At 67.7% G+C, this 16,414-nt stretch carries 21 protein-coding genes; 7 read left to right on the top strand and 14 right to left on the bottom strand.

Translation table 11 applies throughout. The features are described from left to right. Positions 1-87: 87 nt before the first annotated feature. A complete protein-coding gene (gene lipB, locus ACFE7F_RS14065; RefSeq protein ID WP_375404480.1) occupies positions 88-768 on the bottom strand; it encodes a lipoyl(octanoyl) transferase LipB in 681 nt (226 codons plus the stop codon). Positions 769-855: 87 nt separating this feature from the next. Here lipB and ACFE7F_RS14060 point away from each other — a divergent pair, with 87 nt between their 5' ends. Together ACFE7F_RS14060 and ACFE7F_RS14055 are read left to right on the top strand one after the other, a co-directional pair. Continuing rightward, the gene (locus ACFE7F_RS14060) at positions 856-1,740 is read left to right on the top strand and encodes a hypothetical protein (RefSeq protein WP_375404479.1); all 885 of its coding nucleotides are present in this window, start codon (positions 856-858) and stop codon (positions 1,738-1,740) included. Positions 1,741-1,753: 13 nt separating this feature from the next. After that, the gene (locus ACFE7F_RS14055; protein ID WP_375404478.1) at positions 1,754-2,488 is read left to right on the top strand and encodes a hypothetical protein; all 735 of its coding nucleotides are present in this window, start codon (positions 1,754-1,756) and stop codon (positions 2,486-2,488) included. On the opposite strand, the gene ACFE7F_RS14050 is transcribed toward ACFE7F_RS14055, so the two are convergent. From ACFE7F_RS14050 to ACFE7F_RS14040, 3 genes are read right to left on the bottom strand one after another with little or no spacing between them, the layout of a single operon-like run. Continuing rightward, complete coding sequence (locus ACFE7F_RS14050) at positions 2,485-3,072, bottom strand: GNAT family N-acetyltransferase (RefSeq protein ID WP_375404477.1); 588 nt, start codon at positions 3,070-3,072, stop codon at positions 2,485-2,487. The genes ACFE7F_RS14055 and ACFE7F_RS14050 overlap by 4 nt on opposite strands. Beyond that, a complete protein-coding gene (gene hemF, locus ACFE7F_RS14045) occupies positions 3,063-3,917 on the bottom strand; it encodes an oxygen-dependent coproporphyrinogen oxidase (RefSeq protein WP_375404476.1) in 855 nt (284 codons plus the stop codon). Before hemF ends, ACFE7F_RS14050 begins: the two co-directional genes overlap by 10 nt. 9 nt (positions 3,918-3,926) lie before the next feature. Continuing rightward, entirely contained in the window at positions 3,927-4,385 is a 459-nt protein-coding gene (locus tag ACFE7F_RS14040; protein WP_375404475.1) for a tRNA (cytidine(34)-2'-O)-methyltransferase, read from the bottom strand. 172 nt (positions 4,386-4,557) lie between these two features. On the opposite strand from ACFE7F_RS14040, the gene petA reads away from it, so the two are divergent. The 4 genes from petA (at position 4,558) to ACFE7F_RS14020 (ending at position 7,952) form a co-directional block, all read left to right on the top strand. Continuing rightward, entirely contained in the window at positions 4,558-5,145 is a 588-nt protein-coding gene (gene petA / locus ACFE7F_RS14035; RefSeq protein ID WP_375404474.1) for a ubiquinol-cytochrome c reductase iron-sulfur subunit, read from the top strand. 12 nt (positions 5,146-5,157) lie between these two features. Further along, a complete protein-coding gene (locus ACFE7F_RS14030) occupies positions 5,158-6,444 on the top strand; it encodes a cytochrome bc complex cytochrome b subunit (protein WP_375404473.1) in 1,287 nt (428 codons plus the stop codon). Positions 6,445-6,476: 32 nt separating this feature from the next. Further along, positions 6,477-7,340 (top strand): cytochrome c1, encoded by an 864-nt coding sequence (locus ACFE7F_RS14025; protein ID WP_375404472.1) that lies wholly within the window; start codon positions 6,477-6,479, stop codon positions 7,338-7,340. Positions 7,341-7,415: 75 nt separating this feature from the next. Then, positions 7,416-7,952, top strand: a complete 537-nt coding sequence (locus tag ACFE7F_RS14020) for an adenine phosphoribosyltransferase (protein WP_375404471.1) — start codon at positions 7,416-7,418, stop codon at positions 7,950-7,952. A gap of 229 nt (positions 7,953-8,181) precedes the next feature. Here ACFE7F_RS14020 and ACFE7F_RS14015 read toward each other — a convergent pair whose 3' ends face one another. The 5 genes from ACFE7F_RS14015 to ychF form a co-directional block, all read right to left on the bottom strand. After that, complete coding sequence (locus ACFE7F_RS14015) at positions 8,182-8,670, bottom strand: MaoC family dehydratase (RefSeq protein ID WP_375404470.1); 489 nt, start codon at positions 8,668-8,670, stop codon at positions 8,182-8,184. 11 nt (positions 8,671-8,681) lie between these two features. Next, the gene (locus ACFE7F_RS14010) at positions 8,682-9,908 is read right to left on the bottom strand and encodes an ectonucleotide pyrophosphatase/phosphodiesterase (protein ID WP_375404469.1); all 1,227 of its coding nucleotides are present in this window, start codon (positions 9,906-9,908) and stop codon (positions 8,682-8,684) included. Between the two features lie 62 nt (positions 9,909-9,970). Further along, positions 9,971-11,371: a hypothetical protein gene (locus ACFE7F_RS14005; protein WP_375404468.1), complete on the bottom strand. Its 1,401-nt coding sequence runs from the start codon at positions 11,369-11,371 to the stop codon at positions 9,971-9,973. A 48-nt stretch (positions 11,372-11,419) separates the two neighbouring features. Further along, positions 11,420-11,731 carry a hypothetical protein gene (locus ACFE7F_RS14000; RefSeq protein ID WP_375404467.1) on the bottom strand — a complete coding sequence of 104 codons (312 nt, stop codon included), beginning with the start codon at positions 11,729-11,731 and terminating at the stop codon, positions 11,420-11,422. A 176-nt stretch (positions 11,732-11,907) separates the two neighbouring features. Continuing rightward, positions 11,908-13,008, bottom strand: a complete 1,101-nt coding sequence (gene ychF, locus ACFE7F_RS13995) for a redox-regulated ATPase YchF (RefSeq protein ID WP_375404466.1) — start codon at positions 13,006-13,008, stop codon at positions 11,908-11,910. 122 nt (positions 13,009-13,130) lie between these two features. Between ychF and ACFE7F_RS13990 the strand changes: the two genes are divergently transcribed. Further along, complete coding sequence (locus ACFE7F_RS13990; RefSeq protein ID WP_375404465.1) at positions 13,131-13,739, top strand: phosphatase PAP2 family protein; 609 nt, start codon at positions 13,131-13,133, stop codon at positions 13,737-13,739. On the opposite strand, the gene ACFE7F_RS13985 is transcribed toward ACFE7F_RS13990, so the two are convergent. From ACFE7F_RS13985 to ACFE7F_RS13965, 5 genes are all read right to left on the bottom strand, one after another. Further along, the gene (locus ACFE7F_RS13985) at positions 13,723-14,313 is read right to left on the bottom strand and encodes a TIGR02466 family protein (RefSeq protein WP_375404481.1); all 591 of its coding nucleotides are present in this window, start codon (positions 14,311-14,313) and stop codon (positions 13,723-13,725) included. The genes ACFE7F_RS13990 and ACFE7F_RS13985 overlap by 17 nt on opposite strands. A gap of 52 nt (positions 14,314-14,365) precedes the next feature. Continuing rightward, positions 14,366-14,755, bottom strand: coding sequence for a hypothetical protein (locus ACFE7F_RS13980; protein ID WP_375404464.1), 390 nt, complete (start codon positions 14,753-14,755; stop codon positions 14,366-14,368). A 136-nt stretch (positions 14,756-14,891) separates the two neighbouring features. Continuing rightward, positions 14,892-15,092 carry a hypothetical protein gene (locus tag ACFE7F_RS13975; RefSeq protein WP_375404463.1) on the bottom strand — a complete coding sequence of 67 codons (201 nt, stop codon included), beginning with the start codon at positions 15,090-15,092 and terminating at the stop codon, positions 14,892-14,894. A gap of 159 nt (positions 15,093-15,251) precedes the next feature. Next, on the bottom strand, positions 15,252-15,821 hold the full coding sequence (gene pth, locus ACFE7F_RS13970) for an aminoacyl-tRNA hydrolase (protein WP_375404462.1): 570 nt from the start codon (positions 15,819-15,821) through the stop codon (positions 15,252-15,254). 122 nt (positions 15,822-15,943) lie between these two features. Beyond that, positions 15,944-16,414: 50S ribosomal protein L25 (locus ACFE7F_RS13965; RefSeq protein ID WP_375404461.1), on the bottom strand; the 471-nt coding region annotated here is incomplete at its 5' end.

The following is a 16,414-nucleotide window of genomic DNA, read 5'->3' as shown; positions in this document are numbered from 1 at the left end:
AGCTCCCTTGTGATAATGATCTGGACGGCACCACAAGGTTGCTATCACCCAAATCCAAGGGGACATTAAACCGAACGCGTCCGACCCTCAAGCCTCCATTTGCGCCGAACAAGAAAGAGTTGCCAGAAAAGCCGGGAATGTTAACTGTAGATCAAGGTCGAACGATTCCAGCGACGTAGTCAAGCCTAGCCGGCGCATGCTCGTCACCCCCGCATCGTCGATACCGCAGGGCACGATCCCGCCGAAATGCGACAGGTCGGGCGATATGTTCACCGAAAAGCCGTGCAGCGTGACCCAGCGTCGCACCCGTACACCGATCGCGGCCACCTTCGCGTGCTCCCCGTCGATCACCGTCCAGATACCCACCCGGCCTGGCACGGTGAACGCCGCCACGCCCGCCCGCGCCAACGCGGCGATCAACCATTCCTCGAGCGCGCCGACGAACCGGCGTACGTCGCGGCCGCGTTTATTCAGGTCGAGCATCAGATAGCCGATCCGCTGCCCCGGCCCGTGATAGGTGTATCGTCCGCCGCGCCCCGTCCTGATCACCGGAAAGCGCGGGTCGATCAGCTCCGCGTCGACCGCGCTCGTCCCCCCGGTGTAGACGGGCGGATGCTCCAGCAGCCAGACGAGCTCGCGAGCCTCGCCGCTCGCGACCGCGGCGGCGCGCGCCTCCATCGCTGTCACGGCATCGGCGTAGGAGGTCAATCCGGGCGTGACACGCCATTCGATGTCGGGGGCGGATACGGGGCCGGTCACGTCCGGCATGTGCGGCGATCGCCCCGCGCATGCAACCGCACCGCTGGCGAAGCCCGTGCGCTTGGGCTAGCGGTCGGCCCGTCAGGGAGACGGACGATGCGCGCGGTCGAAACGAAGGTCGGGATCGGGTCAGTGTGGGAAACGGCGGTCGAGGCGGTCCGCGGACGGGCGGGCCTGCTCGTGCCGATCGTGGCGTTCGCGCTGTTCCTCCCCGCCGTCATTCAGGCCGGCCTTGTCCTCTATACCGGAGGCAGCGCCGGCGGGACGCCGCCCACGCCCGGCGGGCCCGCGTCGCTGCTCCGCTTCGCGTTGATGCTGGGACTGTTGGTCCTGACGCTTTGGGGAGCACTCGCCGTGACCGCGATCACCGGCGATCCGGCGACGACCTCGGCCGAGGCCGGTCGTCGGGCCTCCGCGCGGGTGCTCCCGCTGCTCGGCGTGTCGGTCGTTATCGGCCTCGCCATGGCGCTTTTGTTCGTGCCCTTGATCGGCGTCCTGGCCGCGCTCGGCGTCAATCTGGCGGTTACGAGCCGGACGGGTTCGATGCCCGACATACCGGGAAGCGCGGGTCTGTTCATCGGGTTGTACGGACTGTTCGTCACCGGCCTGCTGCTATGGGTGTTCGCGCGCCTGCTGCCGCTGGTGCCGGTCGTCCTCGACGAGCGGTTGGGGCTTCGGTCAATCGCGCGCGCCTTCCGGCTCACCCGGGGGTTGGGGTTGAAGCTGGCGGGGGTGGTCCTGTTGTACGCGGTCGTATTGTTCGTCGCCAGCCAAGCGGCGCAGTGGGTCGTCTTCATCCCCCTCCGGCTGATACTCGGCGCGCAGAATATCGGCGTGGCGCAGTTCTTGGGCCAGGTCGTGGCCGCGCTGGTGTCCGCGGTGTTCAGCGTCCTGGCCTATGCCTTCACCGCCCAGCTCTATAGCCGCCTGACTGCGCGCGAGCGGGTCGAGCCGTTCGGGGACGCGCACCCCGCCGCGTGATGACGGACCGCCGATGCCCATAGCCATCCGCCCCGTCCTGGCCGACGCCTGGGGCCTGTTCCGCCGCGACCGCGACTGGCTGTTGCGGGTCGCCGGACCGTTCGTGTTCCTGCCCGCCTTCGCGCTGGCTCTGCTGGTGCCTAGCGCCCCCGTGGCGCTCCTGTCCGGGGCGGGGACGAGCGAGGCGGACGCGCTCGCCCGCGCCGCGCGGCTGACCGCATGGATGCGCAGCTATGGCGGTTGGTATCTGCTCGCCAACGCGGTAAGCCTGTTCGGCGCGGCCGCGCTGCTCTCGGCGTATCTCGACGGGCGCGCGCCCGACATCCGCACGGCGCTCAAGCGAGCCGGCACGCTGCTGCCCCGCTATTTCCTCGCGATGACGCTGGTGGCGGTGCCGACGGGGGCGGGGCTGTATCTGTGGGTGCTGCCGGGCCTTTATGTGATGGGACGCGCGCTGCTGGTCGGACCGGTGCTGATCGCCGAACGCCCGGTAAGCGCTTTAGCCGCGCTGACGCGCTCCTTTGCGCTTAGCCGGGGGATGGGCGTGCCGATGATGGCGCTGGCCGCGACCTCGGTGCTGGGCGCGTTGATTCTCACCCAACCCTTCGCCGCGCTCGAGCTCGCCGCCAGGCGGAGCGTGGTCGCCGCCGTGGTCGCGGCGGTGGGGCTCGGCGTCGCCGCCATGCTGGCGACGATCGCGCAGGTGCTGATCGCCGTCAGTGTCTATCGTCGACTCGGTACCCGTTAGCCTCCAAGCAGCGGTATGTGCGGCGCGACCTCGCGCGGCAGGATGCCCGCGACGCGCGGATCGGGGAAGGTCTCCAGTGTCCGCGCCGACGCCGTGAAACCTTGCGCGCGGTAGAAGCCGAGCGCGCGAGGGTGGTCCAGCGTGCAGGTATGCAGCCACACCCGCGTCGTCCCAGCCCGCCAAGCCAACACCAGTGCCTGCGCCATGAGCCAGCGGCCATGGCCATGCCCGGCGAACTCCGGCACCAGCCCGAAATACGATAGCTCGGTCTCGCCGTCCTGCCGTAGATCGAGCTCGAGCATCCCGACCTCGACGCCCCCGCGGTCGACTGCCGCGAACACCTCGACTCGGCTGTCGCGGATGATGGCGAGCAGCCGGGCATCGTCGATCGCGAGCCGCGAGTACCATAGCCACGGCTCGCCCACGCGCCGGAATAATGCGCGGTACCTGTCCGGATCGGGCGAGCGCCACCGTTCGAGCCGGAGCGGGGAGGGCGGCAAGGGGCGGAGCGGGGGCCGCGCCCGCATCTCCAGCGTCGTGACCACCGCCGCGACATGGTCGGCGGGGATCGCGGTCAGTCCCAATTGGCCACCGGCGGCAGGCTCATCAGGATCGCGTCGATGTTGCCCCCCGTCTTCAGCCCGAACAGAGTGCCCCGGTCGTACACCAGATTGAACTCGGCATAACGTCCACGCCAAATCCGTTGCGCCGCCATGTCCGCGTCGGTGAACGGCATCCCCATCCTTCGCCGCACGATGTCGGGATAGATGTCCAGGAACGTCTCCCCGACATCGCGCGCGAATGCGAAATCCGCGTCGAACGCGCGCTCCAGATGATCGAAGAACACGCCGCCCACGCCCCGGTGGACGTGGCGGTGCGGGATATAGAAATACTCGTCCGCCCACGCCTTGAAGCGGTCGTAGTAATCCGGTCCGTGCCGGTCGCACGCCGCCTTCAACGCCGCGTGGAAATCGGCCGTGTCCTCCGCGATCGGCAGCGGCGGGTTCAGGTCCGCGCCGCCTCCGAACCACCGCTTGGTGGTGACCAGGAAGCGCGTGTTCATATGGACGGCCGGCACGTGCGGATTGGCCATGTGCGCGACCAGGCTGATCCCCGTGGCGAGGAAGCGCGGATCGTCGCCCGCGCCGTGCACCGTTCGCCCGAACTCGCCCTCCAGGGTGCCGCCTACCGTCGAGACATTGACGCCGACCTTCTCGAACACGCGGCCCTTCATCACCCCGCGCACCCCGCCGCCGCCCGGCTCGCCAGATGGTTCGACCCGGTCCCATGGTATGTAGTCGAAGCGCGCGTCCGACCCTGCTTCGCGCTCCACCGCTTCGAACTCGGCGCAGATGCGGTCGCGCAGCAGCTCGAACCAGCCGCGTGCCGCGGCCTGCTGTGCATCGAGGGGCGTGGGAAGGTCGGCCATGCCGCTTCCCTATCCGCCGTTCGCCGGCGAAGTCGAGCGCGTCTGCCGCATCATCTCGCCCGCGATCATGCCCGCGGCGACCGCGACGTTGAGCGACCGCACACCCGGCCGCATCGGGATCGCCACGCGCAGCGCGACCGCCGCATGCACCTCGCCCGGCACCCCACGCCCCTCCGACCCGAGCAGGAGCACGTCGTCCGCCGCAAAGGCCGCGTCCCACAATTGAACCGCGCCGCGGGTGGTCGCCAGCACGATCCTGCCCGCCGTCGCCTGGAACGCATTCCAGTCCGCATGGCGGCTGACCTCCGCGACATCGGCATAATCCATCCCCGCCCGCCGCAGCGCCCGGTCGCCCCACGGGAACCCCATCGGCTCGATCAGGTCGACTCCCACGCCCAGGCATGCGCCCAGCCGCAGGATCGTGCCGACATTCCCCGCGATATCAGGCTCGAACAGGGTGATACGCATGCACGCCGGTAACGCAGGGTGCCGCCCAGGTAAATTGAAGTTGGCAAAGCGGTCTCCGCGCCGCTATCTGTGCGCCAGACCGGTGCCTCATTCCGTCAGCCGGAGGAGGCCCGACCAGCGCGGGGCCGTCCGGGTCCGGCTTGATCCGTAAAAGAGTTCAAGGGCTGTTTTCATGGCGACCGTCGATCATCCCATCGTTCCGCCCGGCAAGTCGCCGGAGCCGTACAAGGAGGACGTGCCCGATCCCCGTCGCCGCGACTTCATCAATGTCGCCGCCGTCGCATTCGCGGGTGTCGGCGCGGTCGCGATCGTGTTGCCGCTCGTCAACCAGATGAGCCCCGCCGCCGACGTGCTGGCCGAGTCCTCGACCGAAGTCGATGTGTCCAAGATCGCGCCCGGCCAGGCGATCAAGACCCAGTTCCGCAAGCAACCATTGTTCGTGCGCAACCTGACCCCGGCCGAGGTCGCCGCCGCCGATGCGGTGCCGCTGGGCGACCTGCGAGACAAGCAGACGCTCGCCGAGCGGACCAAGGAAGGCAAGAAGAACTGGCTGGTAACGCTGGGCGTTTGCACCCATCTGGGATGTGTGCCGCTGGGGGCCGGCGAGGGCGAGAATAAGGGGCCGTTCGGGGGCTATTTCTGCCCCTGCCATGGCTCCGCCTACGACACGGCCGGCCGGATCCGCTCGGGACCCGCGCCGAGCAACCTGCAGATTCCCGAGTACGTCTTTAATTCCGACACTGTCCTGACCGTCGGTTGAGGTAGCCAAACCATGAGCTTTCCCTGGGCCAAGCAGTACGAGCCGCAAGCGCCGATCATGAAGTATTTCGACGCGAAGCTTCCGGTGCCGCGTCTGATGTACAACGCGATTGGGGCCGGATATCCGGTGCCGCGCAACCTCAACTATTTCTGGAACTTCGGCGTGCTCGCCGGGATGGCGCTGCTCATCCAGATCGTGACGGGCGTGACGCTCGCCATGAACTATGCCGCAAACGGCGGCATCGCCTTCGACTCGGTCGAACGCATCATGCGCGACGTCAACGCCGGCTGGTTCCTCCGTTACGCCCACGCCAACGGGGCTTCGATGTTCCTGGCGGTGATCTACATCCACATCGCGCGCGGGCTTTATTATGGTTCGTACAAGGCCCCGCGCGAGATGGTTTGGCTGCTTGGCGTGGTCATCTTCCTGTTGATTATGGCCACCGCCTTCATGGGCTACGTCCTGCCCTGGGGTCAGATGAGCTTTTGGGGAGCGCAGGTCATCACCGGCTTCTTCTCGGCCATTCCCGTCGTCGGCGAGACTCTGCGGGTGTGGCTGCTGGGCGGCTTCGCGCCGGACAACGCCGCGCTCAACCGCTTCTACTCGCTTCACTACCTGCTCTCGTTCGTGATCGCGGGCGTGGTGATCCTGAAGATCTGGGCGCTGCACATCCCGGGCTCGTCCAACCCGACCGGCGTCGAGGTGAAGGGGCCGCAGGATACCGTGCCCTTCCACCCTTATTATACCGCCAAGGACGGCGTCGGCGTGGGTGTGTTCATGCTGATCTATGCGGCGTTGATCTTTTTCTCGCCCAATCTGCTCGGCCATCCGGACAATTATATCCCGGCCAACCCGCTCTCCACGCCCGCGCATATCGTGCCCGAATGGTATTTCCTGCCCTTCTACGCGATCCTGAAGTCGTTCACCGTCGACTTCCTTCTGCCCGCCAAGCTGTGGGGCGTGCTGGCGATGTTCGGGTCGATCCTGCTACTGTTCTTCCTGCCGTGGATCGATACCAGCCCCGTGCGTTCGGCGAACTTCCGTCCGGCCGTCCGCTACGGCTTGATCGGGCTGCTCCTGTCCGTTCTACTGCTCGGCTATGTCGGCGGTGCCGACGCGACGCCGCGCAACGTGATCCTCGGGCAGCTCGCGACCGCCGTCTATTTCGGATATTTCCTCGTATATCTGCCGATCGTTTCGCGGCTGGAGCGTCCGCGCCCCGTGCCTAATTCGATCACCGAGGCCGTGCTAAACCGTCACGGCGGCACCAGCCCCGCCCAGACGGCGGCGATGGCCTGACCCGACAAGTCTCACAGGATTGATGCACACCGATGGTTCGTAAAATCGCTTTTCTGATCGGGCTCGGCTTCATCGCCGTGCTCATGATCGGGCTTGTCTCGACCGTCATCGGCGCGATCCGGACGCCCCCGCCCGAATCCGCGGGTCACGAGTTCCACCTGGAGCCCCGCCCGGCGAGTTTCGCGTCCGACGGCGCGTTCGGTAAATGGGATCGCGCACAGCTCCAGCGCGGGTTCCAGGTCTATAAGGAGGTATGCGCGGGCTGCCACTCGATGCGCCTCGTGTCGTTTCGCGATCTGGAGCAGATCGGCTATAACGAGCCCGAGGTGAAGGCGATCGCGACGCAGTGGCCCGTCGAACAGCCCAGCGTGAACCAGGAGACCGGCGAGCCCGCGACGCGCAAGAACCTGCCGTCCGACCGCTTCCCCAGCCCCTATCCCAACGAGGTCGCCGCCCGCGCCGCCAACAACAACGCGCTGCCGCCCGACCTTTCGCTGATGGTCAAGGCGCGCGATGACGGCTCGGACTATATCTACTCGCTCCTGACCGGCTATCGCCCGCAGCAAGGTTTCAAGAGCGAGAAGGGGAACGAACTTCTCAAGGAATTTCCGGACTCGAAGACGCCTGAAGGCCTGCACTTCAACCCGTATTATGCCAACCTCAACATCGCCATGCCGCCGCCGCTGACGTCGTCCGGGCAGGTCACCTATTCGGACGGAACGAACGCCACCGTCGATCAGATGGCAAAGGATGTCTCGGCGTACCTGACCTGGGCCGCCGAGCCGAACCTCGAGCGTCGCCATGCAGCGGGCCTTGCGGCGGTGCTATTCATTTCGATCTTCTGCTTCCTGGCTTACGGCGCGTACAAGAACGTCTGGGCCGACGTTAAGCATTGACGGCCAGGGAGAGGGGGCGAGCCTCGTCACGCTATTCGTCATCCCCGCCTGAGCGGGCATGACGTAGTGGGGATTATGAACACCGGCCTCGACCTTGCCGCTCTGATCCGCACGATCCCGGACTTCCCCAAGCCTGGCGTCCTGTTCCGCGACGTGACTACGTTGCTTCTCGACCCACAAGGTTTCGCGACCGCCATCGAGCGTATGGTCGCCGCCACCGTCGGCCCGGTTGACCTCGTCGCCGGGGTCGAGGCGCGCGGCTTTGTTTTCGCCGCCGCCCTCGCCCTTCGGCTGAATGCGGGCGTGCTGCTCATCCGCAAGGACGGGAAGCTTCCCGGCGCGACCATCGCGGAGGAGTATGCGCTCGAGTATGGCGAGGACCGCATCGCCATGCACGCCGATGCCTGCGCGCCGGGCGCGCGCGTGCTGTTGGTGGACGACCTGATTGCCACCGGTGGCACCGCTCGCGCTGCGGCACGCCTGCTCCGCCGCGCGGGTGCAACGGTGATTCAGGCGCAGTTTCTGGTCGATCTGCCCGACCTTGGCGGCGCCGACGCGCTCCGCGCCGACGGCCTCAACGTCTCCGCGCTGGTGAGCTTTCCCGGTCATTGAATGAACCGCGCCCCAGGGCGCTCGCTCGTTGACGGTTCGCGGGCGCGTCCTTTTCCGGCTTCATACGGAAGGACGCGTCATGGCGCACCGTTCGATCCCCAAGCAGCACGGCCGCGGACTCGGCGCCGACCGCAGGGCCGGCGACTGCATGAGCGGCCGTGTCGTTCGCGGCTTTCGGGGCGGCGGTCGGCCGGACCTTCCCTGAGCAGCCTCCCGCGAACCCGCCCGTTCAGGACGGGTGCGCTTCCACCTCCGCCTCTACGGTCGTCGTGACCGTCGGCCGAGTACTCACCAGTCCCGTGGAGATGAACGTCATCACTACCTCGCCGTCCTGATTCCGAACCGTCATCCGGCTGCGGAAAATGCCCATCTCGGGGCGCTTTTCCGACCGGCGCTTTTCCAGCACCTCCGTCTCGCATCCGAGCATATCGCCCGGGTAGACCGGCTTCACCCAGCGCAGCTCGTCGATCCCCGGCGATCCCAGCCCCGCCTGCTCGTTCGCGCGCAGATTTTCGACCACCATCGACATGACCATCGCGCAGGTGTGCCAGCCGCTCGCGGACAGCCGCCCGAAATGCGTCTGCGCGGCCACCGCGTCCGACAGGTGGAACGGTTGCGGGTCGTACTTGGCCGCGAACGCGACCACCTCCTCACGCGTGACCGCATACGCGCCGAAGCGCGCGATCGCCCCGACCTCGACGTCCTCGAAATACTGCATCGCCGGCCTCCCTATCGCCGGCGCGCACTCTCGAACGGCGCGGCCGTTCCGTCCAGCCCCTCGCCCGCCGGTAGCTCGAGCAGATCGCGCAGCAGTGCAGCGACCGACACGTTGTCAAACTCGGCGATCCGCGATCCCGCCCGAAACCCCGGCCCGGCTGCGATGAACACCGCCCGCATCGAGGGGTCGGCGGGATCATAGCCGTGCTCGCCCTTCAGATACGCCCGACCGCCCGGCGACGAGAATCGCCAGCCGATGTCGGCCATGCACATGAATGGCGGCACGCGTGGATGCCGGCCGAAGTGGAACCGCGCCGGCAGCTCCTCGCGCCGACGGCATGTCAGGTGCGGGCGCGGGCGCAACACATGCGCCGCGACCGCCGCTTCCGCGCCCGGCTTGGGCCAAGCATACAGGATCGGCCCGCTCTGCGCTGTCCGCATGATCGCCTCGTCGGCGATCCCGGCCGGGTCGATCAGGTTGGTCGCGGGCACCGCCGCCATGCCGTGGTCGGACACGACGACCAGGTTCGCGACCTGCCCCATGGCCGCCAGTCCTTCGCGCAACCGGCGCAGCTGCGCATCGACGTCGCGCACCGCCGTGTCCTGTTCGGGCGACTCGAAACCCTGCTCGTGCGCCGCCTTGTCGACCACGTCGAAATACAGCGTTAGCAGGCGCGGCCGCTCCGCGATCGGCCGCCGCAGCCAGTCGAGCACGAACGCGACGCGCTCGGCGCTGCTGATGTCGGCCGCGTACGGCACCCACACGCTCGGGCGCACGCCCCCAATCGCCGCCTCCGTGCCCGGCCAGAACATCGTCCCCGTCCGCATTCCCGCGCGCTCCGCCGTCACCCAGATCGGCTCGGCTCCGTCCCACCAGAACCGGTCGCGCGTCTGCTTGGCGTCGCTAATCGTAAAGCGCACGCCCGGCCGCGCAGGGTCCTCCATCGTATTGTCGACCACCCCGTGCCGGTCGGGCCGCAGTCCGGTGACGATCGTGTAGTGATTGGGAAAGGTGTTGGCGGGGAAGGACGGCCGCATCGCGCCCGACGCGCCCTCCCTCGCCAGCGCGTCGAGCGTCGGTGTGTTCCCGCGGCCCAGATCGGCCGGCCGCAGCCCGTCGATCGATACCAGGATGACGACGGGCGCGCGCCGCTCGACCGCCGCCAGGGTCGGCGACGGCCGGTCGACCGACACGCACGCCGACAGCGCAAACGCCAGGAGCGGCAGAAGATGCTTCAATCGTTGGTCCTTCGTTTGAAAACGCCGTCGTTAAGGCCGCTTCGTGGCAGCCCCGTGTCGCTTCACAATCCCAACACCAGCTTCGAGAACACCGTCCAGCTCGCCGGGTTCTTGCCATAAGCCGCATCGAGCGCACCGGGCTTAAGATACCCCGCCACCGTCCCGCCGGTCGCAACGCCGAGCGGCCCCGAGATCGGCATTCGGTATGCGTACCCCGCCTCCAGCTTGGTTACCTTGAACAACCGGTCATGGAGCGGGTCCTCCTCATCCGGGAACAGCTCGTCCGCCCGGACATGCTCCACCCGCCCGAACACCGCATGGTGCCGATTGATCTCCCAGCTCGCCTCGCCGAGCCAGGCGGGCAGCACCGGCCCGGGCAGCCGGTTCTTGCGGCTATAGGCGAGGGTCGTCGTCAGCGGCCCCGTCGCATAATGGACGCTGGCGGTCGTGCGCGCCTCGTCCTCGTCCGGGTGAAACTCCTCCGGGCTCTTCAGCCGCCCATGGCTCACCTGCATCGCCAGCTCCGGGGTCGGCGTCCAGCTCGCCCGCACGCTCCAGCTGTCGAGTTTCGGCGTCTCGATGTTCCACCGCCGCTCGTCCGGCTCGCGCCCGCGAAACGCCGACGCCTCCAACTGCCAGCGCGGCGCGGCATAGCCCGCCGTGACGACGCCATAGGTGATGTGCGACGAATCGAACCAATGATGCGTGATCGGCGCCAGCGGCAGATAACGTGCCGACGCCCGGTGGACGAACGCACTCGGCCCGAGCGCGGGCTCCGCCACCGGCCCGCCATACAGGAACAGGCTGTCGCCGCTCCCCAGCCGGTAGTCGACCCGCGCCGACAGCTCCATGAACAGGTCGTGCGGATGTTGCCGGTCGATGAGCGGCCGGTCGTTGGCGACCTCGCCCACCGCGAAGATGTTCGGGTAGCCCCGCGCACCCATCGCGGGCTCCAGGCTTCCCATCGCGCGCAATTGGACGTGGAAACGCTCCCCCAGATCGCGGTCGCCCATCAGCATCGCCATCGACGTCACGAACGCCATTTCGTCCCCGCGCCGTCCGCCCTGGTCGTCATACACGCCCCAGGCATAGCCGTGCGCCATCAGCATCCACGGACCCGCATGGAACATCGCCCCGCGCATCGGAGCCTCGTTATACGGCAGCCGAGCGGTCCCGGAGCCGGTGAGATAATCGGTCCGGCCCATGCCCATGTTCATGGCCATGCTGGTAGCGGTCGGGTCGTGCCCCATCGTGGCGTGATCGGTCGCGTCCACGGCCGGAACGGAATCATCGGCGGGAGCGGCGGGCGCCGACGGCGGGCCATGGCCCCTGGCTCCATGGTCGACAGGAGACGTGGGGGTAGGGGAGGGTGCCGGCATCGGGCGGTGCTGGTGTTGCGCAGCCACCGGAACGGTAAACAGCGCCGCCGCCGCGCTCGCGGCGAGCAGGGTCGTCTTGGTCATGATGAACTCCGTGGAATTGGACGTCGGAGCGGGCCGGAGCCCGCGCGATCACCAAGTCCGCGGAGGGCGCAGGTCTGGCGGCGTTCCACGCCCGATCGTCAGCGCGTGGATGCGCGCCGACACGGGAGCGACCGGTAGCGGCTCCGACGCGGCGATCCGCCCCGGGTTCCAATTCGACGGCGGCACGCAGCCGATGCAGGCGGTCGCCGGGCCGATCCCGTCATCGCGCTCGACCGGCGCGGACCCATGATGCGATGGTACCGCCATATCATGCCCCGCCGCTCGCGCATGGCAAGCCGCCGTCGCAGCAGGAGCCGCGAACGCCAGTGCGAGCACGAACAGGATCAGTCGGGCGAGCATGGGTCGGGAGCTAAGGTTCAAAAGTATTCAATGCAACGCTCCCATCCTTTCGTCACCCCGGACTTGTTCCGGGGTCCATCGTCGTCCGCACCCGGATCGCGCCGAGTACACTCAGCGATGGAAGCCGGAACAAGTCCGGCATGACGGAAAGGATCGAGGTGGCGACAGGCGAACCGTCACACGTTGAACCGGAACAGCATCACGTCGCCGTCCTGCACCACATACTCCTTGCCCTCCTGGCGCAACTTGCCCGCGTCGCGCGCGCCCGCTTCTCCGCCCAGCCGCACGAAATCGTCGAATGCCGTCGTCTCAGCCCGGATGAACCCTCGCTCGAAATCCGAATGGATCGCGCCCGCCGCCTGCGGCGCCTTCGCTCCGACATCGACCGTCCAGGCCCGCGCTTCCTTCGGCCCGACCGTGAAGAAAGTTAGCAGCCCCAGCAGCTTGTACCCCGCCCGGATCACGCGCGTCAGGCCGGTCTCGGTCAGCCCCAGCTCCGCCAGGAACTCGCCCCGGTCGTCCGCAGGCATGGTCGCGATCTCCGCCTCGATCGCCGCCGACACGACCACCGCCTCCGCGCCCTCGGCGGCCGCCTTGGCGAACACCGCGCGCGAATGGTCGTTGCCCTCGGCCGCCTCCGCCTCGCCGACGTTGCAGACATACAGCACGGGCTTGGCGGTCAGCAGTTGCGCCTGCGCGAACACCCGCGCCTCCTCCTCGTCCCTGGGCACCACGACCCGCGCCGGCTTGCCCTCGCGCAGCAGCTCCAGCGCCTGCCCCAGCACCGCCGCGCCGATCTTGGCCTCCTTATCGCCCTGCTGCGCCTTCTTGCCCAGCGCGGGGACGCGCTTCTCCAGCGACTCGAGGTCGGACAGCATCAGTTCGGTCTCGACCGTCTCGGCGTCCGCGACCGGATCGACCTTGCCCTCGACATGGGTGACGTCGCCGTCCTCGAAACAGCGCAGGACATGGACGATCGCGTCGACCTCACGGATGTTGCCCAGGAACTGGTTGCCCAGCCCCTCGCCCTTCGACGCACCGCGCACCAGCCCGGCGATATCGACGAAGCCCAGCTGCGTCTCGATCACCTTGGCCGACTTGGCGATCGCGGCGAGCGCGTCCAGCCGCTCGTCGGGAACCGCGACATTGCCCACATTGGGCTCGATCGTGCAGAACGGATAATTCGCGGCCTGCGCCGCCGCGGTCTGCGTCAGCGCGTTGAAGAGCGTCGATTTGCCGACATTGGGCAATCCGACGATGCCGCAGCGAAAACCCATTGCTTGTTCCTGGAAAGCGAAGTGATCGCGGATCCCTAGGGCCAAGCCGCCGCGCTCGCCACCCCGGCGGATTTATCGTGCGCCCGATTGAACTTGCGCCATCGTTCGCCGTTCGACCCGCCATGCCCGAAGCTGCACCGATCGCCGCCGTCAAGGAAGCCGCCGACGCCGTCGAGCGCGTCGACATCGCCGTTACGGAAGCCATGGACGACTACCGCGACCGCCCGATCGTGAAGGCGCTAGGCTTTGTCAGCGAGATCGGTGACCAGCCCCCGCTTCGCGCGCTGACGCTCGGCGCGTCGGCTGTCGGGGCGTGGATGGGCAATCCGCGCCTGACGCGCGCGGGCATCAGGATGTTCGCCGCCCATTCGCTCGCGACCGGGCTTAAAAACCTTATCAAACGCTCGATCGACCGCACCCGCCCCGACCACGCGCTCGACAACCATTACCGGATGGAGGTGGGCGACAGCTATAAGCACGAGCTGTCGTCATTCCCCTCGGGCCACACCGCCGGCGCGCTCGCGGTGACGCAGGCGCTTGCCCGCGACTATCCCGGCTCGCGCATTGCCGGACTCGCCGTCACGACCGCCGTCGCCGCCATCCAAGTACCTCGTTGCAAGCATTTCGTCAGCGACATCGTCGCAGGCGCCGCGATCGGCTGGGCGGCGGAGCAGGTCAGCTCGCGCTTGTTCGACTGGGCGGAGGAAAAGCTCGCTACCACCGGTAATTGAACGACACGCTGATCCGCTCGCCCTTTCCGGTATGCGACAACACCTCGTGCCGCAGCCAGCTCTCCCATAACAGCACCGTTCCCGGCTCGGGCGCGACCGTCCGGAACGTCCGTAGCGCTTCGGGCGCATCGGCGAGACGGGGAGGGGCCGCCATCATCAGGCCAAGCCGGGGATCCTCGAACCGGATCGCCCCCGACCCCTCCGGCAGCGCGAGATAAAGCGTCCCCGACACGACGCTATGCGGATGGATGTGCGCGCCGTGATGCCCGCCCGGCTTGAGCAGGTTGACCCAAAGGCTGTCGAGCTTCAGCCTGCGCCCGCCCAGATCGAACGCGCACGCCTCCACGTAGCGCGCGACATGCCGGTCGAGATGCCGCTTCAGGTCCGCGAACGCCGGATCCCGCCGGGGCAGATCGTCGAGCGACGCATAGGACGTGTAGCCGCGATAGCCGTGCTCGCGGCACCAGCGCCGCCCGGCCATGTCGTCGCGCGCCAGGCTGCGAACCGAATGCTCGAGTTCGGCGACGAGCGCATCGTTGCCGAGCATCGCCTGATCGAGCAGAGTAGGAAACATCGCGGTGGCCACCGCCAGCCCCAAGCACGCTCGCTCGGAGCGCGCAACGCCGTCAGGCGGCGGTGCCCATCGCCAAGCTCGCGCGCACCATCGCACTCATGACCGCGCGCGCCGCGTCCGCGTCCGCCATCCCGGCCAACGCCGCCCGCGCCGGCCCGAGCCGGTCGGCGCGTACCAGCCGCCAGATGCCGAGCCACACCGCCTCGGTTTCCGACACGCGCGCCTGGCACGGCCGCTCGAACACCAGCGTTCCGGTCGATCCCTCATCGAGCGCGCGCATCGCGGCGTCGAACGCCTCCGATCCGCCGCCCAACATGTCCACCGCCGCCGGCGTACCCGCACCCGCCATCGTCAACTGATGCACCCACGCCCGCGTCGCGCGGAGCAGCGCGCGGTCGGGAGTGGGGAGGTCGGAAACCGGACGGTCGATCAAATCGTACATGGCAGGGAAGCACCCGCTAATGAGAATGCCTCTCACTAACCGATATGCGCCCAGCCGTCAATATTACCCTGAAACGACGAAGCCGGGCGCGAACCAACATCCGCGCCCGGCTCCCGCCATCGTCAAACAGAAGTGCTTAAGCGTCGGCGCGCTCATAATGACCGCACCAGTCGCTCGTCTCGACCTTGGGCCAGACGCCGTGGGCATCCTGCGCCGACTGGCTCATCGGCGGGTTGTAGCGGCACAGTCCAAGCGATGCGCCGACCTGCTCGGTCGATGCGGTGTCGAAATAACGGCACTTGCCGCAAGCGGCGGTTCCGGCGGTGGTCAGGCCCATTATAAGCTCCTGTCAAGCGAGAGTTGATACTGCAAACGGAAGTACCGCCCAAGAGTTCCCGAAACAACAACAAACAACTCTTGCGAACAACTCTCACCCTGCTTGCGAATTGTTCTCATTCCCGGTCGACCGTGCAAGTATTGCGACTTGTTCGCATTCCTAATCCCGCAACCGCAGCGCGACCTCGTTCATGAAGCGCGCGTCCTCGCCCGCCGCCAGCCACGCCGCTTCGGCGGCTACCGCGCCCAGCATATCCGCGAGCGGGTCCAACTCGGCCTTGGCATACGATCCCAGCACATACCCATTGACCCGGTCCTTGTGCCCCGGATGCCCGATGCCGATCCGCACCCGGCGATATTCCTGTCCCAGATGCCGGTCGATCGAGCGCAGCCCGTTATGTCCGGCGGCACCCCCGCCGCGCTTCAGCTTGACCTTGAATGGCGCGAGGTCGAGCTCGTCATGGAACACCGTCAGCGCGTCCACGCCCAGCTTGTAGAACCGCAGCGCATCGCCGACCGCGCGCCCGCTCTCGTTCATGAAAGTCGCCGGCTTCAGGAGCAGCAGCTTCTCCGCGCCGATCCGCCCCTCGCGCACCCAGCCCGAAAACTGCTTGCGCATGCCCGCGAAGCCATGGACCTCGGCGACCGCGTCCACCGCCATGAACCCGACATTATGCCGGTGCATCGCGTATTCAGGCCCGGGATTACCCAGTCCCACCCATACCTGCATCTTCTAACTCCCTCTCCCCTGTTGGGGAGAGGGCCGGGGAGAGGGGCTGTTCAGAGAGCCGAGCCTATCCTGGAAACAGCCCCTCTCCCCGACCCTCTCCCCGCAGGGGAGAGGGAGTAGGCTCAGCCCTTGTCCGCTTCCGGCTCGTCGCTGTTCGGCGTCGCATCGAGCGACTCGTCCAGCGTCGGCACGCCCGCCTCGATATCCGCGGCGTCGTCCTCGGCGGTCGGCACCGTCGGCGGCACGATCGTCGCGATCGCGAAGTCCCGGTCGGCGATCGCCGGCGTCGCCCCGCCCGGCAACGTCACGTCGGAGATGTGGATGGAGTCGCCCACCTGACGCCCCGCCAGCGAGATGCTGATCTCGGCCGGGATCTCCGACGCGTCGACGATCAGCTCGACCTCGTAGCGCGTGACGTTGAGCACGCCGCCCGCCTTGATGCCGGGGCACTCGTCCTCGTCGGTGAACACGACGGGCACCGACACCGTCACCGCCGTGTGCTCGGAGATGCGCAGGAAGTCGACATGGATCGGCCGATCGGTGACCGGATGGAACGCGACGTCCTTGGGCAGCGTGCGGATCGCCCCGCTCCC

This window comes from uncultured Sphingomonas sp. (assembly GCF_964235535.1).
GTDB lineage: Bacteria > Pseudomonadota > Alphaproteobacteria > Sphingomonadales > Sphingomonadaceae > Sphingomonas.
This window is presented reverse-complemented; position numbering and strand designations above follow the sequence as displayed.